The sequence below is a fragment of the Schinkia acidoalkalinis genome (genome assembly GCF_054301215.1).
The window spans coordinates 1,160,317-1,186,776 of the sequence record NZ_CP182573.1; the positions used below are offsets into that span (position 1 = coordinate 1,160,317).

General features: G+C 36.8%; 27 protein-coding genes. 13 read left to right on the forward strand and 14 right to left on the reverse strand.

Going from position 1 to position 26,460, the window contains the following annotated elements:
- Position 1: 1 nt before the first annotated feature.
- Complete coding sequence (locus ACNQFZ_RS06070) at positions 2-1,228, reverse strand: metallophosphoesterase family protein (protein WP_458414430.1); 1,227 nt, start codon at positions 1,226-1,228, stop codon at positions 2-4.
- 113 nt (positions 1,229-1,341) lie between these two features.
- Between ACNQFZ_RS06070 and ACNQFZ_RS06075 the strand changes: the two genes are divergently transcribed.
- Positions 1,342-1,482, forward strand: coding sequence for a YuzL family protein (locus ACNQFZ_RS06075; RefSeq protein ID WP_458414431.1), 141 nt, complete (start codon positions 1,342-1,344; stop codon positions 1,480-1,482).
- Positions 1,483-1,509: 27 nt separating this feature from the next.
- On the opposite strand, the gene ACNQFZ_RS06080 is transcribed toward ACNQFZ_RS06075, so the two are convergent.
- From ACNQFZ_RS06080 to ACNQFZ_RS06095, 4 genes are all read right to left on the reverse strand, one after another.
- On the reverse strand, positions 1,510-2,283 hold the full coding sequence (locus ACNQFZ_RS06080; RefSeq protein ID WP_458414432.1) for an enoyl-CoA hydratase: 774 nt from the start codon (positions 2,281-2,283) through the stop codon (positions 1,510-1,512).
- Between the two features lie 157 nt (positions 2,284-2,440).
- On the reverse strand, positions 2,441-3,937 hold the full coding sequence (locus tag ACNQFZ_RS06085) for a coproporphyrinogen III oxidase (RefSeq protein ID WP_458414433.1): 1,497 nt from the start codon (positions 3,935-3,937) through the stop codon (positions 2,441-2,443).
- Between the two features lie 393 nt (positions 3,938-4,330).
- Complete coding sequence (locus ACNQFZ_RS06090) at positions 4,331-5,191, reverse strand: Cof-type HAD-IIB family hydrolase (protein WP_458415326.1); 861 nt, start codon at positions 5,189-5,191, stop codon at positions 4,331-4,333.
- 147 nt (positions 5,192-5,338) lie between these two features.
- Positions 5,339-5,695 carry a YlbF family regulator gene (locus tag ACNQFZ_RS06095; protein ID WP_458414434.1) on the reverse strand — a complete coding sequence of 119 codons (357 nt, stop codon included), beginning with the start codon at positions 5,693-5,695 and terminating at the stop codon, positions 5,339-5,341.
- 230 nt (positions 5,696-5,925) lie between these two features.
- Between ACNQFZ_RS06095 and ACNQFZ_RS06100 the strand changes: the two genes are divergently transcribed.
- Genes ACNQFZ_RS06100 through ACNQFZ_RS06120 form a run of 5 tightly spaced genes read left to right on the forward strand, consistent with a single transcriptional unit; the run spans position 5,926 to position 11,070 of the window.
- Positions 5,926-7,299, forward strand: a complete 1,374-nt coding sequence (locus ACNQFZ_RS06100) for a YheC/YheD family endospore coat-associated protein (RefSeq protein WP_458414435.1) — start codon at positions 5,926-5,928, stop codon at positions 7,297-7,299.
- Positions 7,300-7,311: 12 nt separating this feature from the next.
- Positions 7,312-8,388 (forward strand): YheC/YheD family endospore coat-associated protein, encoded by a 1,077-nt coding sequence (locus tag ACNQFZ_RS06105; RefSeq protein WP_458414436.1) that lies wholly within the window; start codon positions 7,312-7,314, stop codon positions 8,386-8,388.
- A complete protein-coding gene (locus tag ACNQFZ_RS06110; protein WP_458414437.1) occupies positions 8,389-9,756 on the forward strand; it encodes a YheC/YheD family endospore coat-associated protein in 1,368 nt (455 codons plus the stop codon). It abuts the gene before it with no gap.
- Positions 9,743-10,813 (forward strand): YheC/YheD family protein, encoded by a 1,071-nt coding sequence (locus ACNQFZ_RS06115; RefSeq protein WP_458414438.1) that lies wholly within the window; start codon positions 9,743-9,745, stop codon positions 10,811-10,813. Before ACNQFZ_RS06110 ends, ACNQFZ_RS06115 begins: the two co-directional genes overlap by 14 nt.
- Before the next feature lie 50 nt (positions 10,814-10,863).
- Positions 10,864-11,070, forward strand: a complete 207-nt coding sequence (locus ACNQFZ_RS06120; RefSeq protein WP_458414439.1) for a hypothetical protein — start codon at positions 10,864-10,866, stop codon at positions 11,068-11,070.
- 57 nt (positions 11,071-11,127) lie between these two features.
- On the opposite strand, the gene ACNQFZ_RS06125 is transcribed toward ACNQFZ_RS06120, so the two are convergent.
- The gene (locus tag ACNQFZ_RS06125) at positions 11,128-11,388 is read right to left on the reverse strand and encodes a metal-sensitive transcriptional regulator (protein WP_458414440.1); all 261 of its coding nucleotides are present in this window, start codon (positions 11,386-11,388) and stop codon (positions 11,128-11,130) included.
- 116 nt (positions 11,389-11,504) lie between these two features.
- Entirely contained in the window at positions 11,505-11,756 is a 252-nt protein-coding gene (locus tag ACNQFZ_RS06130) for a hypothetical protein (protein WP_458414441.1), read from the reverse strand.
- 367 nt (positions 11,757-12,123) lie between these two features.
- Between ACNQFZ_RS06130 and ACNQFZ_RS06135 the strand changes: the two genes are divergently transcribed.
- Positions 12,124-12,333: a small, acid-soluble spore protein, alpha/beta type gene (locus ACNQFZ_RS06135; protein WP_458414442.1), complete on the forward strand. Its 210-nt coding sequence runs from the start codon at positions 12,124-12,126 to the stop codon at positions 12,331-12,333.
- A gap of 60 nt (positions 12,334-12,393) precedes the next feature.
- Here the strand turns inward: ACNQFZ_RS06135 and fumC are convergent, their stop codons facing one another.
- The 4 genes from fumC to ACNQFZ_RS06155 all read right to left on the reverse strand — a co-directional run bounded on the left by fumC (position 12,394) and on the right by ACNQFZ_RS06155 (position 16,887).
- A complete protein-coding gene (gene fumC / locus ACNQFZ_RS06140; protein WP_458414443.1) occupies positions 12,394-13,782 on the reverse strand; it encodes a class II fumarate hydratase in 1,389 nt (462 codons plus the stop codon).
- Between the two features lie 123 nt (positions 13,783-13,905).
- Positions 13,906-15,108, reverse strand: coding sequence for an ABC transporter permease (locus tag ACNQFZ_RS06145; protein ID WP_458414444.1), 1,203 nt, complete (start codon positions 15,106-15,108; stop codon positions 13,906-13,908).
- Positions 15,105-16,304, reverse strand: coding sequence for an HlyD family secretion protein (locus ACNQFZ_RS06150; RefSeq protein ID WP_458414445.1), 1,200 nt, complete (start codon positions 16,302-16,304; stop codon positions 15,105-15,107). The genes ACNQFZ_RS06145 and ACNQFZ_RS06150 overlap by 4 nt, the downstream gene beginning before the upstream one ends.
- 1 nt (position 16,305) lies before the next feature.
- The gene (locus ACNQFZ_RS06155) at positions 16,306-16,887 is read right to left on the reverse strand and encodes a TetR/AcrR family transcriptional regulator (RefSeq protein ID WP_458414446.1); all 582 of its coding nucleotides are present in this window, start codon (positions 16,885-16,887) and stop codon (positions 16,306-16,308) included.
- Positions 16,888-17,140: 253 nt separating this feature from the next.
- On the opposite strand from ACNQFZ_RS06155, the gene ACNQFZ_RS06160 reads away from it, so the two are divergent.
- Complete coding sequence (locus ACNQFZ_RS06160) at positions 17,141-17,287, forward strand: FbpB family small basic protein (protein WP_458414447.1); 147 nt, start codon at positions 17,141-17,143, stop codon at positions 17,285-17,287.
- 75 nt (positions 17,288-17,362) lie between these two features.
- Here the strand turns inward: ACNQFZ_RS06160 and ACNQFZ_RS06165 are convergent, their stop codons facing one another.
- Both ACNQFZ_RS06165 and rarD read right to left on the reverse strand, forming a co-directional pair.
- Positions 17,363-18,112 (reverse strand): CPBP family intramembrane glutamic endopeptidase, encoded by a 750-nt coding sequence (locus ACNQFZ_RS06165; RefSeq protein WP_458414448.1) that lies wholly within the window; start codon positions 18,110-18,112, stop codon positions 17,363-17,365.
- A gap of 144 nt (positions 18,113-18,256) precedes the next feature.
- Positions 18,257-19,192 (reverse strand): EamA family transporter RarD, encoded by a 936-nt coding sequence (rarD, locus tag ACNQFZ_RS06170; RefSeq protein WP_458414449.1) that lies wholly within the window; start codon positions 19,190-19,192, stop codon positions 18,257-18,259.
- Positions 19,193-19,287: 95 nt separating this feature from the next.
- On the opposite strand from rarD, the gene ACNQFZ_RS06175 reads away from it, so the two are divergent.
- From ACNQFZ_RS06175 to ACNQFZ_RS06190, 4 genes are all read left to right on the forward strand, one after another.
- Positions 19,288-20,040: a YkgJ family cysteine cluster protein gene (locus tag ACNQFZ_RS06175; protein ID WP_458414450.1), complete on the forward strand. Its 753-nt coding sequence runs from the start codon at positions 19,288-19,290 to the stop codon at positions 20,038-20,040.
- A 96-nt stretch (positions 20,041-20,136) separates the two neighbouring features.
- Positions 20,137-21,576 (forward strand): ABC transporter substrate-binding protein, encoded by a 1,440-nt coding sequence (locus ACNQFZ_RS06180; RefSeq protein ID WP_458414451.1) that lies wholly within the window; start codon positions 20,137-20,139, stop codon positions 21,574-21,576.
- Positions 21,557-24,088 carry an EAL domain-containing protein gene (locus ACNQFZ_RS06185; protein WP_458414452.1) on the forward strand — a complete coding sequence of 844 codons (2,532 nt, stop codon included), beginning with the start codon at positions 21,557-21,559 and terminating at the stop codon, positions 24,086-24,088. The genes ACNQFZ_RS06180 and ACNQFZ_RS06185 overlap by 20 nt, the downstream gene beginning before the upstream one ends.
- Positions 24,089-24,125: 37 nt before the next feature.
- Entirely contained in the window at positions 24,126-24,701 is a 576-nt protein-coding gene (locus ACNQFZ_RS06190) for a DNA-3-methyladenine glycosylase I (RefSeq protein WP_458414453.1), read from the forward strand.
- Between the two features lie 32 nt (positions 24,702-24,733).
- Here ACNQFZ_RS06190 and ACNQFZ_RS06195 read toward each other — a convergent pair whose 3' ends face one another.
- Positions 24,734-25,984, reverse strand: coding sequence for a DUF5667 domain-containing protein (locus ACNQFZ_RS06195; RefSeq protein ID WP_458414454.1), 1,251 nt, complete (start codon positions 25,982-25,984; stop codon positions 24,734-24,736).
- 165 nt (positions 25,985-26,149) lie between these two features.
- Between ACNQFZ_RS06195 and ACNQFZ_RS06200 the strand changes: the two genes are divergently transcribed.
- Complete coding sequence (locus ACNQFZ_RS06200) at positions 26,150-26,371, forward strand: hypothetical protein (protein WP_458414455.1); 222 nt, start codon at positions 26,150-26,152, stop codon at positions 26,369-26,371.
- The last annotated feature ends 89 nt before the right edge of the window (positions 26,372-26,460 follow it).

Consider the following 26,460-nt stretch of genomic DNA (forward strand, 5'->3'; position numbering starts at 1 on the left):
ATCACCCCCTTAGTAATTCCTCTACTAGCAATCTTTCAGCCTTTTCGAGTATTTCCTCTTTGTTTGTATGCTTATTTTGTAAAAATTGATTGGCCTTGCGATTTGTTAGCAACAGCTGTAAGGACTCTTCAAAATCCGCATCATTATATCCATCAATTTGTCGAAGTAAATCACCGATAAAATGAGATTCATTTTTTAATACATTGCGATGATAAGGTCTAGACGTATGATTGAAGCACTCCGCAATCCAAACAAAGTTTTCTTCAAATTCCTCGCCATCATTAAGAATGTCACAGAATTCATTGATAAACTGACGATCATTTAGCTCTTCGTGAAGAGGGCCGTTTCCAACGAAATCAATGGCCAAAACCGTCCCCTTATGATGCATTCGAAAGGATTCTTTGCTCTTTTTTATCGTACTAATCAGTTCATCCACTGTTGCCAGTGAATCAATTGGGATGATCCCCGTCTCCCAGACAATCGCTGCACAAGGTACAAAACGGCACTTTGTTTCTAGCTTAGATAATTCAACGACATAGCAGCCTTTTTCACCAGCTTCTTTCCGGTGTCTCCCTTGGATATTTCCAGGGTAAACAATATGTGGATCTTCATGAAGAATTTGCCGTTTATGAATATGGCCTAAGGCCCAATAATCGAGGCCTTTTTCAAGTAATTGATTGACCGTAAAAGGTGCATAGGGGTCATGGTCCTCTTTTCCTTCTAAATTCCCATGGAGCATACCAATATGAAATAAGGCCCCTTCCTTTTTATCATAATATTTAACCATATTATCTGTAACGGCGCGCTTTCCATAGCTAAAACCATATATATAGGCGAGTGTCTTTCCATTTTTGCGGTAGGTAAGTGCCTCAACATCTTTGGAAAAAAAGTGGACATTTTCCGGCCATTTTAACTGCGCCCAATTCCCTCCCAAATGATCATGATTGCCGTGAATCACATAAACGCTTATGCCCGCTTGATCCAGCCTTTCAAAGCCTTTTCTTAATGCAATTTGTGCTTTTAAACTACGCGCGTCTCCATCGAATAAATCACCAGCAATGAGTACAAAATCAACAAGTTCCTCTAGAGCCAACTCCATGATTTGATTAAAAGAGGCAAACGTACTCTCCTTCAATTTTTCAAAAATAGGGGTAGGTAAATGATACAATCCCTTAAAGGGGCTGTCCAAATGCAAATCCGCTGTATGAATAAATTTAATTGTATCCAATTGAACCACATCTTTCCTAAATGGTATATCCCTATTGTAGCACGGCGAACAAATATTCGCAAAACTCATATTTATTGGTTTTTAGGAAAAAATAAGCATGTGGAGGTGAGTTTATGGCAAAGTTTAAAGCAAATCCAAGTAAAAGGGGTGTTGCGGCAGCAAGTGTGAGGGGGAAAATGAATCCTGGCCAACAAAAGGAACTTACGGAGCATGCCTTTCAATCCAATACGAACCAGCAATTTAAAAAAGAATAAAAAGAGAGGCAAGGTTTCCCTTGCCCCTTATTTTCCTGAAAATACCGGTGTTCTTTTTTCAAGAAAGGCATTCATTCCTTCCTTATGATCAACAGTTTCACGCATCTTAATTTGGCCAATCTTTTCCATGCGTAAAATTTCTAATAAATTATGGCGGCTGCTGTCAGAGATGATTTTTTTCGATTTAATCATCGCTTCAATTGGCTTCTGAAGCCATTTATACGCCTTTTTATAGGCGGCTTCCATGGCTGTTGTTTCACTAACTTCATCTACTAAGCCCATTTCCAGTGCCTCAGATGGACTGTATACTTTCCCATTCCAAATGACCTGTAATGCTTTTACATCTCCCAGCCGTTGTTTTAAGAAGAAATGCCCACCACCATCAGGAATTAAGCCGATATTAATAAAATTCATCGCTACTTTTGCATTTCTATCAGCGATTACATGGTCAGCTGCTAAAGCAAAGCTTAGACCTAGGGCAGCTGCAGGGCCATTAATAGCACTAATAACCAATTTAGGAAGTGCATACAGAGTCATAATCATTTCATTAACCGTATTCATCACACGTTCGAATTCTTCTTCATCCGCATCTTGAAGCATTGTCTTAATGTCTCCACCTGCTGAAAAGGCATTCCCGTTTCCAGTTATGATTAGGATACTGGCATCACTAATAGCCACTTCCTTCAATTTTTCAAGAAGTTCATTAATCATGTCTACATTCATCGCATTCATACTTTGGGGTCGATTCAATTGCAGCGTCGCAATGCTCCCTTCGACATTTAACACAACAGTTTGGGACATTAGGAACACTCCTTCATTAAAGTTTTAATGATTTATTAGCAGTAAAAAATTTACCACTTGTTTCTATTCCCTAAAAAAAAGAAAATTCCTGTTCATTTTCAAGAAAATCTTGAAAATTTCACATTTTTGCAATACTGCATCTCTTCCCACAATAATGTTAACGATGAAAAATTTTAGCTAATAAATTTATTTTTTCTTTTGTGTAATATTCGTACTTTTCATTATATGTTTTAGGATCTTTTGGATTTGCAAATCTTGCTATCTTTTTTGTATTTGGATCCACTAATTTACTAGCGGCCCCACATCCAAGCCCGATAATCGTTTGTTGCTCCTCCATAATTAAAATGTTATATAAACTCTCTTGTCCAGGCAAAGAGTAACCGACATTTTCCAAGTTTCCTAAAATATTTTTTTGGCGGTATAAGTAATAAGGTGTGTACCCATGTGCTTTCGTCCAGCCTGCGGCTTTGTCCATCATTTTTTGAACTTCCTCACGGCTTGCGACTTTATATTTATCTTTATGCTGCGTCATTTCAGATGCCCGCTTAAATGATAGTGTATGAATAGTGATGGATTCCGGCATTAGTTTTGCTGACTCACTTAATGTATACTCAAATTCCTGTAGCCCTTCACCTGGAAGGCCAATAATGAGGTCCATATTAATGTTCGTCATGCCCATTTCCCGAGCCAACTTAAATTTTTCAATCGTTTCTTCCACCGTATGATGTCTGCCAATCGCTTTTAATGTTTCCTGAATATACGATTGCGGATTAATACTAATCCGGTCAATATTCCACTTTTTGAGGATGTTTAATTTTTCAACGGTAATCGTATCGGGTCGTCCCGCTTCTACCGTCACTTCACGAACTTGATCTATATTTGGAATGGACTCATATAGCTGTTCATAAAGTAAATCCATTTCATCAGCGCTGATGCTTGTTGGAGTTCCCCCACCAAAATAGATTGTTGTTACATTGATGCCATTCTCTTTTAGCCACTTGCCAACTTCACGGATTTCATAATGAAGCCCTCCTAAAAAAGAGTCGACAGAGCCTTGTCTACCGTTAATGGCATAGGCCGGAAATGTACAATAGGCACATTTCGTTGGACAGAAGGGTATGCCAATATAAATACTCACTTCATTTTCAAGTGAAAAAAGGTCAGGTATGGCCCCTAACTGCTTATCAACAATCGTTTGCATCAACTCGATTTTATCTTGATGAATCATGTAGTTCTCTTTTAGGTAGTCTTGTGCTTTTTCCTTTGATTCACCCTTGTTCAATTGGTTATGAAGCAATTTTGTTGGACGAATGCCTGTTAGGGTCCCCCATTTTTGGATGATGCCCGTTAATTCTTGCAGAACAGTTAAAAAAGCATATACAATCGCATGCCGTACATCCTTGTCCCATTCTTTCGTTCCTTTTGGGAACTGGCAGATTTTTTCATGTTGTGTCTGATAATGTTTGTTTGTTTTTGTTTCTAACAAGTTTGCCTTTACAACGATTTTATCTAATTCGTTTTCCTCGAAATTCACCATTAAATCTGGGTTGTCTACTGCGTTAACGGTTACGGTACATTCTTCATAAAATAAGTTTGCAATCAGTTGTAGATTATGCTCCGTTTTATCGTCTACACCTGTGATTTGTATGATCAATTTTATTCACCTACTCTATAGTTGTCCATGTTCACACTGTTTCAAGTTTACGAAACAATAAGGAGATGGTCAAATGGTTTGGAAGCATACGCATTTAAATAAGGGTAAAGGTATTCCATCAGCCGATTATTGTTTCCTAAAGTGATTGGACACTGCAAATTGTTTGAAAATAGCAAGTCTCTAAGCGGACACGAAAAAACATCTGGGTATTTCGGGGAAGTGAGACTATTTTCGTGTTTGTCCGCTTAGAGACTTAGATTGCTTTTATTATAAATTTTCTGGCTGTGTCCAATCAAACCCGGGCACAATAATCGGCTGATGGAATATAATATATCAATTTTTTCACAACAAAATAAGGAAGCAATAGGTCACCCCTTGCTTCCTTCCCATTATCTATGATTTTGTAATTCGCTCCAAAAATTCAATTCTTTGCTGCTTTCGAAAATGCTCTCTAATCATGAAGGCCACACCATCATGATTATTAGATCTTGTTACCCAGTCCGCTGCTTTTTTCACCTCAAACGGTGAATTCCACATTGCAACACCAAGACCTGCTTCTTTTAGCATTTGAATATCACTAATTGAATCGGCGATAACTACTGTCTTTTCCATCGGGATGCCTAAGTGTTCGCCGAGTAGTTTGACACCCTGCTCCTTTGAAGCCACCCCAGGCAATATCTCAAACATAACATCATGTGTAACAACCACATTTACCTCTGGGAATGAATGTTTGATGATATCTTTAACCTCGAGCATTTCTTCCTTATTAGAAAAATAAACTTCTATTTTAGGAGCAGCAAGCGGAAAATCCACGAGCTGATCGCTTAAGCTTTGTACAAATTGCAGTGGGTAAAATAATGGATCATTGGAGCTCGCAATAACCTTCCCCATTAAATTTCCTTTTTGCTTAATTCGATTTCCAATTGAATAGCGTTCATGTAATAATCTGATTGAGCATTTATAGTTTTCTAAAACTTGAACAATATTAAATGTTTTTTCTTCGGAAAGTCTGCCTTCGAATAATGGCTCTTCAATGTCGCTGGCGATGAAAGCCCCGCTATGTGTAATTAAATGGCTTTCCAAATTTAATGCTTTTGCAATCTTTTTCGCTGAAGGGAAATTTCGACTAGTCACTAACGTAACATATACACCTTTATCTTGGACATAATCAATGGCCTGCTTTGTTTCACGAGATAGTTTCCCATTAGACTTTAGTAATGTTCCATCAATATTTATTGCGAGTAATCGATACATCATAATAGCTTCCCCCTTTGTCTAAAGGCATCAGGCATCACTTTTTGCCTATGTAGTCTTATGGATGCTTTATGTTAAACCTATGAATAAAAAAAATTCGTTAGAACTAAAAAGGCTGACAGTTTGTGTCAGCCTTTTAAAATCATATTAACTTAGTCCTTCAGGCATGCCGTAAAGCTCCTCTAAAGGTTTCATGACGACCCTTGTTAACTCACCAATAATCATGCTCATGCGTTCCTCCGCTTGCATTAATTGTGCAATTGCTTCATGTTGTTGAATGATTGCAAATTGTTGTTCGGCCTTCCTTACATCTTCCTCGGAAATGTCTTCACCCATCATTTGTTTTTGCTGTAATTGGAATTGGGTTTCGCGAAAGTTGTCAAATAAACGCTTGGATGCTGCATCATTATTTACAAGATCATATAGCTGTTTTAACCTTTTAAAATCATCACTTTCTCTAATTGCTTTTTCCAAATTGTATGCTACATCATAGACATTTGCCATACGTATTCCCTCCTGTTCATTACATACACTATTCAAACCAGCCTAAATTTGATACCTCTAACCATAATAACAAATATAGAACTAACCCACAAAGTAAACGATCACTCCTTGCACAATTCCAATCAGACCACCGAGCAAGGCACCTAAATTCGAATCCCTCACAAAAAAAAGCTCATTCTCATATGATACTCATATCAGCTTATGCCCATGGGCAATGTGAGGGTTCCTTTATGAAAAATATGTTAAAAGTTCAACTTCTCCCTACAGAACAAAAAGAAGCAGAAACTTCCTCTACTATTATAATTAGTACTGAATTACAGAAGCAAACAAATACCATGAATGGTCAAACAATAACATTAAAAACAGGAAACCATTTAGTAAATTGTGTTGTACGGGTTACTTCCACAAAAGAAAATTCCGTTATGTATTGTCCACCTTCTATTCTTGACAATCTTTATTTGCCAAGGGAGCCCATTAATATTCATGTAAATATCGATTCTATTGAAAATCTATGGGAACTCGGACCTTTTTTCGGTATTGTAACAGACCACATTCATAATAACCAATTTGGCACCATTCATACCTTTCTAGAAGAATTGCAGCAATATGGATTTGAACAGCATATATTTGTTTATGTATTTCACTTTGAAAATTTACAAACCGATTACGTAGAGGGATTTCTCTATTCTTCAACCAATAAAAACTGGATAAAGGCAAAATTACCTTGCCCTCATGTTGTCCATAATCGAATACATTCTAGAATAAAGGAACGCTCTGAAAAAGCACAACTGTTTTTTCAGAAACTAGCCAATGCCAACATCCCTTATTTTAACGAACGCTTTTTAAATAAGTGGAATGTATATGAGGTCCTTTCTGGTTATGAACATCTGTTGCCATATTTACCGGAAACAAGGCTTTTAAACGGAAAGAAAACAATCGAGGAAATGGTAGAAAAACATAATCTTTTATTTATAAAGCCAGTCCATGGCAGTCTTGGGAGAAATATATTTAAGGTTGAAGTACATGATGATTCTTATCTTTTAGACTACTCAACATTTTCAAGTGATATTGAAAAGGAATACCCATCCATCCAAGATTTATACGAAGCTATCAAACCCCGCTTACAAAAACAACGTTATATTATCCAGCAAGGCTTGCGGCTTTTACTGCACGACGAAGAACGACCACTTGATTTTCGTTTGCTTTGTCACCGCAAAAGTGAAACAACGTGGGGTGTTACATCAATTGTTGCAAGGGTTTCCTCAAAAAATGAGTTTGTTTCCAATATTGCTAGAGGGGGAGAAATCTTTAAAATTGCAAAAGTTCTACACCTTCATTTTGACAGAAAAACAATTAGCCAAATTGAGCAATTATTAAAAGAAATTGCCATTGAAAGTGCCTCAATCACCGATCACCATGCTGATGGCATATACGGCGAGCTGGGAATTGACCTTGCCCTTGATAAAGAGGGGAAGCCATGGATCATTGAAATCAATACGAAGCCTTCAAAAAATCAGGACCCTGATGGCTTTGCCACGAAAATTAGACCTTCTGCCAAAGCATTATTGAATTACTGTTTTCATCTTTCCGGATGGAAAAAATAAGGGGGAATTTATATGCTATCCTTTGGATTTTTAACATTAAACAAAAAAACAGAGCTCACTTTTTTCTCTGAAATTGCGAAAAGAGCGACCGCACTTGCCATCGAAGTTTTTTGTTTTTCGCCAGGCGACATCGATCCAATAACAGAACATGTTCATGGCAAAAAGTTTAATCCAGCACTAAATGATTGGAACGATGCCACTTTTTCAATCCCAACTTATATATATGATCGCTGTTTTTATTCCTCCGAAGCTGATTTAAAAAAATATGCACCCATTGTCAATTGGTTGAAAAATAGAAGAGATAAAATTTTTATCGGCCATGGTTTGCCTAATAAATGGAAAATTCACAATGCACTATCCTCCCATCCTTTACTTAAATATTACATCCCTGAAACGACCAAAGCAGAAAATCCCGAGGATATTTTCAAAGCATTAAATAAACAAAAAAAGATTTTACTAAAACCGGAAAATGGCTCACAAGGGAGAGGAATCATCCTGCTGATGGTGAAAGGCAAGCAGATAGAATTACAAACCCATCGTCATAAAAATTTGATTCAAAAAATATTTTCAAAGAAGGAACGACTTGAGGGATGGCTTAAGCAGCTATTAAGAGCCCATCCTTATTTAATTCAGGAATATTTTCCGCTCATGGATGAGGACACAAGGCCATTCGATATTCGCATTTTAATGCAAAAAAGTAAAGATAACAGGTGGCATGAACTCGGGCGAGGTATTCGTAAAGGACAAAACGGGCATTTCATTTCAAATCTGCATGGCGGTGGTGAGGCTTTAGACTTCGAGGAATGGCTAAAATCTGTAAATCCTACCCAACGCGAATTGCTGCTTGATGATCTGCATACAATTCTGACCCAACTTCCTCAAGTACTCGAACAAAACTTTGGCCCTTTATTTGAACTTGGTATTGATATCGGATTTGCTAAAGATGGATCCATCTGGATCCTCGATACAAATTCGAAGCCAGGGCACAAAACTATTTTACAAACGAATCCTGGCGTTGAAAATGCTTTATATCGTGCCCCTTTAGAATATTGCAGACATCTCGCACTTCAAAGGAAGGAGCTGATTTAAATGACATTATTTACTGTAAAAAAGAATTCTGAAACTTCAAATCATATATGGTTGCCGGATCCTTTATATTCTCAATATCAAAATTTTAAATCCATTTCATTTGGTACCAAGATTTGTGCTTGTGAAATTAAGCGCTCCAAGGATTTTCAATCCATTTTTATTGCTGAGCCGCTTTGGGAGGAACTCTACATTCCATACGAAAGCAAGATTCATGTCATTGCACACGAGGGCGTCCTTCATATTGGTCCCTTAATCGGCATCTTTACAGCTGGATTTACTGGTACGACACTCCGCCCGGTTGGTGACAGATCTTTATTTTTCGCTAAATTACTTTCAACTGAAAAGAAAGTCGGCGCCTTTACGTTCGTTTTTGGAGCTAACCATATCGATTGGGAAACAGGAAGAATGAAAGGTTTTTTCCATGGGACAGACGGATGGAAGCAAATGGAGGTCCCTTTTCCAAATGTAGTTTATGATCGCCTGCCAAATCGAAAAACAGAAAATCACAATATATTAAAAACCATAAAAAATAAATTACAAACTGAATATTTAATTCCATGGTTTAATCCGGGATTTTTTAATAAGTGGGAAATCCATCAAATTTTCAGCAGCCATCCTGAAATCACACCTTATTTGCCAGTAACAGTCGTCAATCCGACGATGGAATCCATTCGTGATTTTCTTGACCAATATCAGAGTATCTATATTAAGCCAATCAACGGAAGTTTAGGGTTAGGCATTCACCAAATTATCAAAGCAACCGATGAAGAAGGGCTATACTGCCGTTTTCGGAAAGAGGATCAAAATTATTTACGAAAATATAAGTCGTTGGAATCGCTGTTACGGAATCAATTTAACAAAGAAATCCTTGAAGGCTATATTGTCCAACAAGGAATCGCCCTTATTCGAGTGGATGATAAGCCATTTGATTTCCGGATTCATACGAATAAAGACGAGGCCGGCACTTGGAAAATGAGTGCCATTGCCGCTAAAATTGCCGGGGTTGGCAGTGTAACCACTCATTTAGGCAGCGGCGGAAGTGTAAAAACAATCGATGAAATAAAAAAGTTAGTCCCCATTCCTGATAATGCAGCTGAAAAATTAGAGCAGGCCGTACTAACTATGAGCGAAATTTTGGAAAAAGAGATAGCAGGGACACTTGGTGAGATTGGCTTCGATTTAGGAGTCGATAAAAATGGGCAAATCTGGCTGTTTGAAGCAAATTCAAAACCAGGCCGTTCCATTTTCAAACATCCTAAATTAAAAGAATATGACCAATTATCACGATCATTGCCAATGTCTTTTGCGGTCTATCTTACAAAAAAGGCCATTTTTGAACCTGAGGTGCTTTTCAATGATAAAAAATAGAAGGCTTCGCAACAACCAAGTGATTGTTGGCATTTTGACAACAACCGGAAAACATGCGACATTGACCGGAAACTTTAAACTGTTCCGTGATCTTTCATTAAAATTGGCAGAAAAAAAGGGGACAGCACTTGTCTTTACCTTGGATGCCTTTAAAGAAAATCAAATAAAAGGCGGCTATATTTTTAATAAACAAAAAAAGAAATGGATGTATACTGATTACGAAGGCATCCCTGCTGTCATTTACAATCGCATTCCGTACCGAAAGGATGAAAAAACAGAGGAATTTGAGAATTTTTCAAAATGGTGTAAACAGCATCGCATTCCGATGTTTAATACGGGCTTTTTTAAAAAATGGGATATATATAAGGCTCTATCAAAGGACTCAAAACTACGGAGGCACCTGCCTTTTACCCAATTAATCCAATCGAGAGAACAGCTTGAAGAGCATTTAAATAATCATCTTTCCCTTTACTTAAAACCAAATGGCGGCAGCAAAGGGAATGGAATCTTTGTACTTTCAAAGCATGAGGACGATACCTACCATATTAAAGGTCATAATGGAATGTATGGGACATCGTTTTTTCAAAATATATGGGAGAAGAAAGTGAATCCTTTATTGCTTACTAAGGAATATATTATGCAGCAAAAAACGGAAATTATGACCCATGACGAGCGCAGCTATGACTACCGGGTATTGGCCCATCAAGTTAATAAAAAATGGATTGTTTCCGGAATCGGCATCAGACAAAGTAAAACGAATGGCATTACAACCCATGTATTAAAAGGCGGTAATATTATGAATGCAGCAGAATTTACCGACCAAAAAGACATTGAGCAAATTCATGAACTTATAGCACACTCTGGAGCTGCATTGCAAAAAGCGTTTGGGGTTGGGGCTATAAAAGAATTTTCAATGGATGTAGGAAAAACAGTTGATGGGGAATTTTACATTTTCGATATCAATTCAAAACCGATGAAATTTGATGAACCCGATATTTATGAAAAGGGCCTAAATCATTTAGTTGAAATTTTCCTTGAATATGAACAACATGCATAGATGAAGAGGTTATGCACAAATTAAAGGAAAAAGGAGGTATGGTAATAGGTATGAGTTCACTAGACAATGATAAAAACTTTCAAGAAATTGAAGAAAAGGACTCCCAATATGAAGGACGCGATCGCTACTTTATGGATGTCGACCGTATGATAAACGAAGGTATGGCTCGGGGAACAGTAATACACAGGGGGAACCAAAAACCAATAGATGAAGATAGAAACTTGGTTGAAGAAGAACCACCGCATAAAGTAGAATAGCTTCTAAAGATGTCAGGTAAAAGCCCTCAGCCATACTAGCTGAGGGCTTTTGCTTTTCTATCTGCTTTTTACAATCATTTGTACTGCTTCATTGATAACATCTTCCGCGCTTTCTCCTTTTTCCGCTTGAACACGGATACAATGTTCTAAATTTTTTGCAACCACATACCCAATCGTCCGGTCGACTGCAGAACGGACTGCAGATAACTGAGTAATAACATCCTTACATTCCTTATCTTCTTCCATCATACGAAGGATTCCACGAACTTGTCCTTCAACCCGTTTCAAACGGTTTTTCATATCTTGAGGATATTCCAAAGTGCCCACCATCCTTCTAACAAAAAAATAGAAATTACCCCATATCGTACGTTTATTATATATTATCTTTTTAATTTAGGAAATAAATACTTGTATTCATATACAAAAAATACGAATTAAAATTCTATCTCTTGAATCAAATCAACGATTTCGATTGTACAGCTTCTACAGGAAAAAACGTGTGGACATTCGTGATGGACACAGTCATTTTGATAGCCATCAAAAAGCTTCATACCCTCAATATCTAAATAAGCACTATAATCATCAAAAAAATCCATAAGTCTTCCCTGATCTTCCATTTCATTTTGGCAATTTGGACATTTGTTTATTTTTTCATGAAGTTGATTACATAAAGGACATATATACATGATAAGCTACTCCTTTAAAAGATAATTCTCCTTTTTAAAGTATGTGTATGTAATGAAACTTCTACAACATGTAACCTATAGCAATAATTAGTATGTAATGAATAGAATATTTTTTTGTCAATCACATAAAATACGTGTACAACCTTTTCAAAAGGTGTTTTTCAAAAGATAAAACGGAATATTCCAAAACTTACCAATAATAAATCGAAGATAATTGGATAACTTAAGAATACAACGAAGCACCAAACACAAAAGCTTCAAACTTCTTATCACAGGGTTAGCCACATGGCAGTAAATACACACTGTTGGTTAAAATCCAACTAACCCTACCATTACAACACAGAAAATTCTTAAGGAGTGAATGATTATGGCAAATAACAACAACAGTAACCAATTATTAGTACCTGGAGTTGCACAAGCTCTAGATCAAATGAAAATTGAAATCGCTCAAGAATTCGGTGTTAACCTTGGCGCAGACACAACTTCTCGTGCAAACGGATCAGTTGGTGGAGAGATTACGAAGCGTCTAGTATCAATGGCTCAACAACAAATGGCTGGAACACATGGCCAATTTTAATTAACATATAATTTAATATAAATGGCTGAAGCCCCAAGCATTTTGCTTGGGGCTTTTTATTTACTCCCGCGGATGAATCATATCCAATGGATTCACATATTGTACAAATTGCTCTTCTGTAAGGTAGCCTAATTGTACAGCAGCATTTTTCAATGTTGTATTTTCTTTAAAAGCCTTTTTCGCTATTTCAGCCGCCTTTTCATAACCAATATATGGATTCAAGGCAGTTACAAGCATTAAGGAATCATGCAAATAATGCTCAATGACATCTCTATTCGCTTCGAGGCCGACAACACAACGGTCATGGAAAGACTCAATGCCATCAGCCAAAAGCCTAACTGATTGTAGAAAGTTATAAATAATAACTGGTTTGAAAACATTCAATTCAAAATTCCCTTGACTCGCTGCAAACCCGATGGTAGCATCGTTCCCCATGACTTGGCAGGCAAGCATAGTCATAGCCTCACTTTGAGTAGGATTCACCTTACCAGGCATAATGGAACTTCCCGGTTCATTGGCAGGGATCGTTAATTCACCAATTCCACATCTTGGTCCACTTGCAAGCCAGCGTACATCATTGGCAATTTTCATTAAATCAGCTGCTAACGCCTTTAATGCTCCATGCACATGAACGATTTCATCGTGACTTGTCAAAGCATGAAACTTATTGGGTGCGGAAATAAATTTACTTCCTGTGTAGGCAGAGATTTCTGCTGCTACCTTCTCGCCGAACTGCGGATGTGCATTGATTCCTGTACCAACTGCGGTACCACCAATTGCCAACTCTCTTACAAAATTCAGGCTATTTTCAAGCATACTTTCAGTTTTCTCTAACATGCGCATCCAACCGGATACTTCCTGTCCCAACGTTAACGGTGTTGCATCTTGGAGATGTGTCCGCCCAATTTTGATAATTCCTTCAAATTGCTCGCTTTTATTTCGCAATGTTTCCTTCAGTTTTTTAATTGCCGGCAATAGTCGGCTTTCTACCATTAACACTGCTGAAACATGCATCGCAGTTGGAAAAGTATCATTCGAACTTTGTGATTTATTGACATCATCGTTGGGATGAAGCTTCAATTCGGACTTTTTCGATGCCAATTTTTCATTGCCTACGTGTGCGATGACCTCATTAACATTCATATTGGATTGTGTCCCACTACCAGTTTGCCAAACAACAAGCGGAAAATGTTCATCCAATTGTCCAGCAATAATTTCATCAGCGGATTCAATAATCACCTCCATTTTTTCCTTTTCTAGCTTTCCAAACCCATGATTCACAATCGCTGCACTTCTTTTTAAAATAGCAAAAGCTCTAACGACTTCGAGGGGCATTTTCTCTTGACCGATTGGAAAGTTCCTTCTGCTTCGCTCTGTTTGCGCGCCCCAGAGCTTATCAAGTGCAACCTCTACTTCACCTAATGTATCTTTTTCAATACGAAATTTCATATCGATAACCTCCTTCACAATCTACCCCATCATTATTTCCTTTTTATGTCTACCTAAACCATCCCGATTACTCCCACCCATTACAGATAAAAAAAGCTGACAACTTTGTCAGCCTTTGTTCCATTAGTTCACATTTATGCTTTTATGTTCATGGATTATGTGTGATTCACTGCTATTTTCTTTTTCCCAATATTTTTTTTGGCTGGATGCAAGGATGGCTACAAAAAATGTGACAAGCCCCATCAATAACAGAACAATACAATCCCGCCAAATTAAATCAAAGCCAACACCTTTAACAAAAACATATCGTACCCCATCGAGAAAGTATGTCAACGGCAATAGGTGACCAACGATATTTAAAAATGTCGGCATCGCTTCAAACGGCCACGTAAAGCCGGATAATAAAAATGATGGAACAGCGATTAACATGGTAATTTGCGTAGCCCCGACTTGATTTGCTGAAAATAAACTCGCAAGGTAACCAATCCCTAATAATGCGAAAGTAAATGTTACTGATAAGAAAGCTATAGGGATTATACTGCCACGCATCGGCAAACCAAAGCCATAGATTGCTACTAAAAATGTTGTAACTGTATTAAAAATGCCAATTAAAAAGTATGGCGCCGTTTTGGCATAGGCAATCTTCCATGGAAATTCTCTCCATTCCTGGAATCTCGACCATTCGCCTTTTTCTTTATCACGCGTAATTGTTAATGATAAACCTAATAATAAAACCTGCTGCAATGCCGTTCCGATTAAACCGTAGACAAGAAAATCGCCATAATTAAAGGTGCCGTTGTACATTATTCTTGACCGAAAGGGCATCGCTTGGAATGTCAGCTGTATTTGTTCGGGATTCAACTCATTCTGGGCAAGCCTTTTCGCTGATGCCCCGAAGCTAAAGCTGGTAATAACTTCGTTTGCTGCTTTTGTTGCAGCATTGGAAATAAGCATATTACTACCGTCAATCAGCGTCATAATAGGTGCCTCTTCACCGCGCAATACTTTTTTATACATATCATCTGGAATGACGATAGCGACCTTTGCTCTCCCAGACTCAATCAACGGCTGAATTTCAGCCTCCGTTCCGACCTGGTAATCAATATTAAATGTTTCTGTTTCATCGAAGGCTTTGATGATTTGACGGCTTAACTGACTTTGGTCTTCATCTAATAAAACGGTATCTATTTCTTTTACGCGATGATTTGAATATAGATAGCCAAACATTGCCGTATACATAATCGGAATGATAAACAACACCGCAAACAAACGCCTATCTTTAAAAATAGTAAGCCACTCTTCATTTATGATTTGTCCGATTTTCATTTGGACTCACCCTCACCCAGCCATTTGACCGTCATGCCAGTTTGAACAGCTAATGGAAGATTAGGCAATTCAACTTTAACAAGAAAAGAGCGAATATCTGTTTCTCCGATATTTTGTGTGGCTTTTTTAACTGCAAAATCACCAGCTGGTGAAATCATTTTAATTCTGCCCGGCAATTTTTGTTTCGTTGCTAATAGTTCTACCCTAACATCGTCTCCCCTATTTAAATCAACAATTTCCGTTTCCTTAAGATAAAATTGAGCCGTTTTCATGACATCTGTTTCAATTGAAAAAATAGGAAATCCTGAGTTGACCAACTCTCCGATTTCAGCTGATTTCGTCACAATAACGCCGTCTCTTGGGGCAATTAATTCCGTATAGCCTAAATAAGTTTTAGCTTCAGCCAAGGCTGCTTCCGCTTGGCTTTTTCCACCTTTTGCAGACTGAATAGCCCCTTCAGCCTGCGACACAGTTGCATTTGCAACTTCTACATCCTTCCTGCTGACATCAACTTTACCACGATTAGCATTGGCATTGTTTAAAACGGCTTTAGCCTGCGAAACTTGAGCTGTTGCAGCCTTTTCTTGCTCTTTCGCTGCGAGATATTCTGCCTTTGCTTGCTCCAATTTTGACTTAGCCTCATCAACTTGAATTTGTGCAGCAGCACCTTCTTTATGTAATGTAGTAACGCGATTATAGTTTGTAGTGGCAATGTCGAACAATTGTTTCGCTGCATTGACTTTAGCTAGAATAGCTTTTTCATTTGACACCGCAGCTTCGACAGCGGCCACTGCTTGCTCAATTTGGCTTTCAATCGATTTTTCGGTGATTGTTACAGCTTCGTTTCCTTGCTGTTCCTTTGCAGATGCAATCCTTTTAGCACTACTTGCCTCTGTTATTTTACCATTAGCCAAAAGAAGGGCTGCTTCAGCCTGTGCAACTTTGTCTTCCAGCTCTTTACTTTCCAAACGTGCTAATACCTGCCCTTTTTTTACATGCTCCCCTTCATCAACAAAAATCTCACTGATTCTTCCGGGAATTTTGAAGCTTGCATTAAGATTTGTAGCCTCAATATAGGCGGTTGGTTTATTTGAAGAGGTATTTCCACTTGATGCGGGACTAGAATAAAGAAGTGCACCCCCACCAACGATAACAATGAGCATGACAAAAAATACAATAAACCGCACATTTTTCATCTTAATCTTCCTTCTTTCGAATCATTAATCCTTCCATTAAATAAAGCTTAAACAATTCAAAAACTTCTTCATTGCTGAGCATTTCATGCCTTTGCCCCCACTCAACAACAAGGGAAACATACATTTTATACATGACAAACGCTGTTACCTCTGGATTGCATTCCTTAAACTTCTGATTAGAAATGGCTTGTTTAATAATTTGTTGAGTATAAAAGACCAATTCGTTTTCAATTTGCATAAGTGCATCCTTAGCTGCCTCGGTCCCATACTCCTTTACTTCTTGGGATAATTTAATCATTAATTCATGTTCATTTCGATAAAGCAGTATCCCATAAAGCACTTCATGCAGATTCTCAAATGTTGTTCTTTTTGGATCAATTGATTTTTCAGCGATATCCTTCATTTCTTGGATTAAATGATGAATAATATCGTGTAAAATCACTTCTTTATTCTCAAAATAGGTATAGATTGTCCCTTTTCCAACACCGGCAATTTTCGCTATATGATCAACGGTTGTCCCTTTGAAGCCAAACATGGCAAAAGACTGTCTTGCCGCCTGTCTAATTTTTTCCTTTTTGTCCATAAGTTCACCACCAATTGACCATTTTAGTATTTTAGTCATTTCCTTCAAAAATAATTTATCACACAAACTAGCCATACACAAGCATTATAAATTATTTTGGACATTATTCAGAAAATTGTTAACATATTGTGAACTTATAGAATAAATAGTTGAAAATGTGATTTATATCATATATTGTCGAAAGAGGACGAACATATAATAGAGACATGCTGAAAAATAGCGAAAAGTAATAAACCATTGGAGGATTATAGCCATGAAAAAAAGAATTTTATCTTTCTCGGAATTAGTAAAGGAAAATCGCAAGGAACTAATGCGTGATGAAAAAGAATTAGACCGCATTGAATTAAAATTAGAGAAAAAGCATGAAAAAGAACTTGCTACTTCATTGTCAAGGCGCTAATAAAATATAGTGCCAGGGTTCGTCTTTAATATTTAGAAAATTCTAAATTTAAAAAAAGAAAACCCTGGCCAAAATTCAATTCAATTTGTTGTTATTTTTCATATAGAGTTTAGTCACAATGACTCCTAAAACAATAACAATAGTTGCTAATAAGCCTCCTTCAGGGCCGAAGCTTCCACCTGTAATAAACTCTTTAGTGCTCTGCAATGTAATTGTATACATACCATGCGGGTCTGTTCCGCTGACCGGAAATCCAAATACATTTCCTTGAAAGTAGTTCCACGTAATATGATAACCAATCGGCATCCATAGGCTTTTTGTGACATCATACATATAGGAAAAAAACAAGCCCACAAGTCCAATATTTAACAATCCAAATATTGAAACATTTGGATTCATCCCGTGGAACAAAGAAAAAATCAGTGCTGATATTAAATAAATTAACCACTTCGAATTTTGACGGTCTTCCATCGTTTTCATGATATACCCGCGAAAAAATATTTCCTCGGAAAAGCCAACCAATATAAACAAAATCAAGAAGATGAAAGAATAGACCGAGAATTTTGGCACTAATAGGCTACTATTTAATTGAACAAATCCTGCAAAAACTAATATTGCAAAAATGATGGACATAGAAACTCCGCCTAAAAATAAACCAAAGACGAAATTCTTCATATGCAACCGATTGAATTGAAATCCAAGGTCAACAATTTGCCGTCTATTTATTAACTTCCATACTAACAAACTTCCAATCAAACATCCTACTACACCGCCGCCATTCATTAAAAGCTCGATCCAAGGGTAATTGTAATGTCCTTGATTCATTACATGGCCTCTATATAAATAAATACCCGGCAATGAGAACAGAATTTGCAGGATGATAAAGATGATACAAGCAAATAAAATAAGCCAGCCCGACCGCACCATTCCAAATCTGTTTTTGAAAAAAATCTTAATCCCTCCTACTCCTTAAGCACTCGTCTTATGTTTACGCGCCTTTGGGTGGAATATTCTAATTCGTTTCATATTTGATAAAGAATAGATCACTAATGCAAGCCAAATGCAGGAAAATGCAATGAAATGTGTTTTCGTAAACTGCTCATGAAACACAAATACCCCTAAAATTAAGGTGATCGTTGGTGAAATGTACTGGAGAAATCCAAGCATCGTTAATGGAACTCTTTTTGCGGATTCAGCGAACAATAATAGCGGTATAGCTGTAACGACCCCAGTTCCGATTAGCAATAAATCTGTTAAAACTGAAATATGAGCAAAATGGGCCTTTCCTCCAATAAATAGACTAATTAAATAGAGGACAGCAAGCGGTGTAACCACCATCGTTTCGACAGTAAGCCCTGTTGTCGAGCTTAAATTTACCTTCTTTTTAACAAGTCCATATAAGCCGAAGCTTAGTGCTAAAGATAACGATACCCATGGGAATTTCCCATATTGAAGTGTCAGCACTACTACTCCGCTTGCAGCAAGTATAAATGAACCCACTTGCAAAACGCTGAGTCGCTCTTTAAGAACCATAATTCCTAACAAAACACTTATTAATGGATTTATATAATATCCTAAGCTTGTTTCCAAAACATGGTTATGATTGACTGCCCAAATATAGATAAGCCAATTGCCGCTGATTAGAATTCCGGAAAGAATCACCGATAGCAACAACCTCTTGTTTGTGATAATGATTTTTAAATCCTTCAAAAAGGAGCCCCACTTTTTGAGGCAAACTAAGACAACAATCATTAACACAAACGACCACAAAATTCGATGGGCTAATATCTCTTCAGCAAGGATTCCGTCTAATGCTTTCCAATATAATGGCAATACTCCCCAAATTAAATAGGCAAATGCCCCATTCCAGGCACCAATCACTTTTTGTTTTTGTTCTTCTTCCATAAAATATACCTCGACTTCACTTCAGAAATAGAAAATAATAAAACTATTATAAGACTGCATTTCTGTTAATGCTAGTTTTTAAAGGAGTGAAGAAATTGGAAAAATATTTAAGCTTTGATGCCATGCTAAAAACTTGCAGTGAAATTAATGAAAAGCATATTCCTAGTGAAGACGCTTTTTTCGATAAAATCGACCAGCTATTTGAAGCTGAGATTTTAGGAGGATATCCATTCATCCTCCATTCGTTTAAAGAATTGTTGAAAGTGGTCGACACAGAAATTCATAAAATTGAAGGCAAAGTGAACATCAACCCCACATGTGAAAAAGGCTGTGCTCATTGCTGTTACTTCCCGATTATTATCACAAAATTAGAGGCTAAGCTTATGGTCGGGGTCATTAAAAGTATGCCGACCGAGCGAAGGATAAAAATTGAAAACCATCTAGAAAATTATTTTAATCAATATAGCGATTCCATAAATAGACTATGCTCGATAAATTTTGAGGAAGTATCTGATTTTAAACACCAATACATTTCAAACGGACTTCCCTGCCCAATGCTCAATACAGAAACAAACGAATGCATGGCTTATGAAATTCGACCGATTCCATGCAGAACCTATTTAAATTATTGCAATCCAATTGTTTGTAAGGAAAACTTTATACCCAAAGAACCATTTAGCTACGAATTTTTACGAGAATATTATATTGAAGCATTAAATGAACTCGTTCAAACTGTATTATATGAAGACAATCAAAGCTATGGAATTAGCTATCCCGACGACCTATTCGAAGTTGACTATCTGCCGAATCTATTAAAAAATGAACAATTTATGAAAAAAGCGAAATAGTTGTCACTCTATTTCGTTTTTTTGCGATTTTTGTAAATTATTGTTAGGGAATATAAGGTATAATAGTGGTGAACTTGACATAAAGTGGGTGAACTTATGAAAAAACATTCTTATATGAAGAATTCACTTATAGCAACCTCCTTACTATTATCACTTATTGGATGCACTAATCATGATAATAAAAACGACGCAAAAAAGAATATAGAATTAACACCCATTCACGTAATTGCTGAATCACCAGAAGCAATCACTTTATTTCGTATGGAAGAAAAAGAAATTGAAAAGAAATACGGTGTGAAACTCGTATACAATTACCCACAAAGAATAACAGACCGATTGGAAGACTATCTTTTCGCATCAAAGGATAAGTATGATATTTATGTTATCTTCCCAGCAAAGATTCCTTTATATATAGAAAGGGATATGCTCTTGCCACTAGATTCATATATTGCTAAGAACCCTGGCTTTGCTAAAGATATCATTCCTGCCTATCGAAAGCTCTATATGAACTACGGTGGGCATGATTATGGAATGGTTTATGATGGCGATACCCACCTACTTTTCTATCGTAAAGACTTATTTAAGAGATATAACAATCAATATAAAAAACAATATGGAGTTGACCTAACCCCTCCTAAAACATGGAAGGAATACGCGCAAATTGCCAAGTTCCTAACCCGCGATCTTGATGGTGATGGCAAAATTGATGTATACGGGACAGCTACTTTAAACGCTGATTCAAAGCGGTATATTTGGTTTGCGGAACGATTTATATCAATGGGCGGCAAATACTTCGATGAAAATATGCACCCACTTATTACATCTAAAGAAGGCGTCCGGGCCATTAAAGAGCAGCTGGCCATAGAAAATAGTGGGGCGACACCGCCGCAATCAATGTATGACTGGGTTGATTTAAATAATGCATTTTTACAGGGAAATGTTGCAATGGTTGTTCAATTCAGTGATACTGCAAGATTTTCATTTGATGAAAACGATACTTGGGATTCAAAGGTTGCCGGCAAGGTCGGTTGGTCCCTAGTCCCTGGCGAAACACCAGAGTCACTGCGCGGAGGCACATGGATAGGGAGAGTACTTGCCATTTCAAAGGACTCTAAGAATCCCGACAAAGCCTGGCAGGTCATCCAACATATTACTTCTTATGAAGTGAGCAAGGATGCAATCGGTTCATTTGAAACCATTAATGATCCATTTCGTTTAGCACATTTAAAAGCAAATGGCAAAGGTCCTTTTCCTAACGAAGCCATTAATCAAAACTTCCTTGATACGGTAAAGGAGAGCTTAAAAAACCCTAACGTTGATTTAATGATTCCAGGCGGTTGGGATTATATGCAAGCTCTAGATCATTATTTATACCTTGCGATGATTGGAAAGGTAACCCCTGAAGAAGCACTAGAAAGTACCGCTGTGAAATGGGAGGAATTAACAGATAAGTATGGCCGCGAACAACAAAAGAAATATTATAAAGAATGGTTGCAAAAATTGGGGGAAATAGGAAATGTTAGCAAAGAGAAATAGCATCACATTTCGGATATGGCTAACAATGAATACGCTTATTCTCATTTGTATTATTGCTCTTGGCTCGATTTACCTCTATCATGAAGCAAACAACTTGGAAGATGGGCTAAGAAGTGAAGGACGTACAGCAGCTACTACTTTGCGTTCTGCCATATCACTTTCTATGCTAAATGAAGATTACAGCAGTATCTCTCCTCTTGCCTATTCATTACTGGATCAACCAAACATTCAATACGTTATTGTTAGGGACCAATACGGGAAAGTCGTTAATCAAAAAGGGGAAACTTACACAAACAAAGAATTATTTATTGAAAAGGTTCCTTTAGTGTATTTCAACTCTAATTTAGGAGAAATCGAGATTGCCCTTAAAGAGGATTCTTTGCAATCTAAGTTAATTAACCTATATACGTATACGTTGCTTGTCATGCTATTAGTGTCGCTATGCTCAATGGTTATTTCAGTTATCGTAAGTAAGAAATTAACATTGCCACTGAAAGAATTAATGAATGCTGCGAAGGCAATGAGTGAAGGAAAGCGCCATATAAAAGTTAAAGAAGAAGGCACAAATGAAGTCAAGGCGTTATCAACAGTTTTTAATCAAATGGCATCAACCATTGAGAAAAATGAGGAAAACTTAAAAAAGGAAGTTTTACGAGCAACGACAAGACTGTCTGAAAAGATAAAGCAATTAAAAACTCTAGGCAATATCTCTCAATCGGTATTAAAACAAAATTTAAGTCATCATGATGTAATTAGTATTATTTTAAAAGAAATTAGAGCATTTATAAATCCCGACCGACTTTCCATTTCGTTATTCGATGATAACAGGAACAACGTCAATATATATAATATTAGGGATAATGACAGTATTTTAATTGGTGAGCATCCTTTTACAGACACACCATTTCAAATTGTTGCCCATACGAAAAAACCATTTATACGAAATGATTTAACTACAGAAAATATATTTGAATGTGAACAAGTTCCACTAAGACAAGGAATGCAGTCAACCATATCATTGCCCTTAATTATTAATGAAACAGTGATTGGCACTTTAAATCTTGGCAGCTATCAAAAAAACTTTTTTCAAGACAATGGTAAAGAGGAAGGCACGCTTTCTGTGTTTGCTAATCAGATTGCCATTGCATTGGATCGTGTTTCCGCTTATGAGTCATTGCGGGAATCAGCTTACCATGATTATTTAACAGATTTGCCAAACTATCGCTATTTCAAAGCAAGTTTAAACCGTGCCTTGAATTCGGTAAGAAATCATGAAAATTCATATATGCTCGGTGTCATGTTTTTAGATTTGGATCGATTTAAAATCATTAATGATTCACTTGGCCATGACTTTGGTGATTTATTGCTAAAACATATCGCTAAGCTGATTGATAGTTGTGTGGACCTTGACCATACTGTTGGTAGAATTGGCGGTGATGAATTTATTATTCTAATGCCAAAAATCAAAGACGGAAATGATGCCATCCAACTTGCCGAAAAAATTACAAAGGCAATCAACCATCCAATCACGATTTCAGGCTATGAAGTTCATATAACTTGTAGTATCGGAATTGCCCTATATCCTACTGATGGCAAGGATGCGGAAACTCTTATCAAACATGCCGATACAGCTATGTACAGGGTAAAAGAATTGGGAAGAAACAATTATAGTATATACTCCCCACTTGAAAAAGACGCTTCGTATGAACAAATTATTTTCGAAAATGATTTAAGAAAAGCGTTGGAGCGAGAAGAGTTTGCTGTCTACTATCAGCCTAAAGTGAATATTCAAACTGGTCAATTAAGTGGATTGGAAGCACTTGTAAGATGGATTCACCCTGAAAGAGGAATTATTCCACCCGGAAAATTTATTTCGATTGCCGAAGAAACTGGACTTATTATTCCTATCGGTGAGTTCGTACTGAGAACGGCTTGTGAACAAGTTGTAAAATGGCAACAGCAAGGAATACAGTCAATCGTTGTGTCCGTTAACTTATCGACAAAACAATTTTTACAAACAAACCTAGTAAAAATGGTTGAAAATATCATAACTGAAACTGGCATTGAGCCTAGTTTGCTAGAACTTGAAATAACCGAAAGTATGACTGTCGATTATAATCAAGCGATTTCAACACTCAATCACTTAAAACAGTTAGGCATTCAAATTAGCGTTGATGATTTTGGTACAGGTTATAGTTCGCTTAATTATTTAAGAATGCTGCCGATTGACCGCTTAAAAATTGATCGCTCCTTTATTAAAGATATCAATACAAATAATGAAAATGCCGCAATCGTTTCTACAATACTAAGCATGGCGTACAACCTGAATCTTGATGTAATTGCTGAGGGTGTTGAAGAAGAGGAACAAGTAGATTTCCTTCAAAAAGCGAATTGCGATGAAGTGCAAGGCTTTTACTTTGAAAAACCATTGCCTGCAGATGAATTGGAACAAAAATTTTCAGAGCTACAAAATAAAGCAAAAGTTTGGAATAAAGTAAGCTCTATAAGATAAAAGGAGATATGTGTGATAAAAGGAGATATGTGTTGTCATGGAAAGGTGCCAGTGGGTAACGAAGGACCCATTATATATAAAATATCATGATGAAGAATGGGGAGTTCCCGTCTTTGACGATCAAAAACTATTCGAAATGCTGATTCTTGAAGGTGCGCAGGCAGGATTAAGCTGGTATACAATTTTGAAAAAACGTGAGAACTACCGAAATGCCTTTGACGGTTTTGATCCAGCTAAAATTGCAAAGTATGATGATGCTAAAATGCAAGAATTACTAAATAACCCTGGTATTGTTCGAAACCGCTTAAAAATAAAGGCTGCCATCGGAAATGCAGAAGCGTTTCTTATGATTAAAAAGGACTATGGGAGCTTTCAAAAATACATTTGGCACTTTGTCGGCGGCAAACCCATCATCAATCATTGGTCATCGATAGATGAAGTGCCTGTTTCAACAAAGGAAAGCGATGCTATGAGCAAAGATCTTAAGAAAAAAGGCTTTAAATTTGTTGGAACGACCATATGCTACTCTTTTATGCAGGCGGTCGGGATGGTCAATGACCATACGACAAATTGTTTTTGCTATAAAAAACTCCAGCACCCGGAAAATCCCTAGGTACTGGAGTTTTCAAAGCCTTATAAAGAAGATTATTCTTCTTGTTTATTGCCTTTACCATGCTTTTCTTCTTGATGTTGTTGTTTTCTTTCTTCCTTCAATTTTTCTTTCTCGGCTTTAAACTCTTCATGTTTTATTTTTATTTCTTGCTTTAGCTCTTCTTTAGCTTGCTTTTTCTCAAATTTAGATTCTTTATCTTCATTTTGATCTTCATCTTGGTTATCTTTGTCTTCATCTACACGATCATATTTGTTTTGATCTTCCGCTTTAACTACTTCATCTTTCTCTGAAGTTTCAGCTGTTTCTACTTTAGCCTCATCTTCATCCTTTGCTGTTGCTTTTTCAGTATCCTTTTGTACTTCAGTTTTTACCTCTGTTTGTTTTTTTGCAAGCTCTTTTGCGGCTTTGTTGATTTTCTTAGTTGCTTCCTCTGTTGTTAGCTCCCCTGACTCAACTTTGCCTTGAACTTCAGAAACGGCCTTTGTATAGCGCTCTTCAGCCTCTAAAATTTTTCCATATCGCTTTTCATATTTTTTAGCTTGCTTTTCAAGATTTCTTGTAAGTGCTTTTAATGCTGTTGGATTCTTTACATTTTGGATAGCAATTAATAACCCATGAACATTATTTGCAAATGCCTTCTCAAGTTCATCTTTGACATCGCTTTGGTTATTGTTGCTCTCTTCTTCTGTTGCTGACGTATTACTATCAGTGTTTGCTGTTTCATCTTGTGTTGTTGCATTATTCGTAGAGTCTGTAGATGTCGTATCAGAAACATCCTCTGCATTCGCTTCGCTGCTGTAATCTAGAGCAGTATCTTGTAGTTCAAGTGCTTTTTTCAATGTTTCATTAGCCTTATCCTCATCCCCTTTATTAAAAAGGGCTTCCGCTTCATTTATACGATCTTGCGTGTATTGGACAAGAAGTTTTGCTTTATCAATATCATTATTTGTTAATGCTAATTTGATTTTTTCAGTTAATGTTTTAAAGAAATAGAATAAATCTCCTGGTAGTAAAGAAACATCCTCTTGGTTTTCAGTAGAAACAGCTGCTTCATTGTCCCCTGTAGTTGCACCTGTGTTGTTAGCATTATTAGTTGTTCCTTCTGTCACAGACGCGTCGTTTGTTACCGTAGTATTATCTTGTGTTACAGTTCCTTGTGTTACTTGAGGAGTAGTTTGATCATTCTCTTCTGCATGTCCAAATCCAGCTCCTAATGACATTGTTAACATTGTTGCTACGACTGTTGTTGAAAATACCTTGTATAAGTTTTTTGAATTCTTCATGTTGTTCATCTCCTATTTTTTGTTGTTTCACTTATTCATTCGGGAGGGGTAATTTTTTTATGTCCAAAAGAAAAAAGTTTTTTAGATTTATAAATAGCCAATTTTATGATAAACTTACAATATTAAGAAAATTAATTAAAAAGAAATGAAAGGAAGTAATTTAATTTGTATCGTGCTGGGACTTCATTATTACTTGGTTTAGGATTAATTTTCGTAGAGGCTTTTATTGTAATGGTATTGAAGGATGACAGTACGTTAAAACTCGGAACAAACCTTCAATTCTTGTCTGTGTGGGTTATTAATATTTTATTAGTATTTTCAATATTAACAGACATTAAGAACTGGTTGTCCAAGCGCGAGAATCCAGAAATACAAGGTGAACTTTAATTTTTATATAAACACAAGGCTGTCCTTATGGGCAGCCTTTTTTTGTAATTAGCAGATGAATATTTTTGTAATAAAACTTTAATTATATA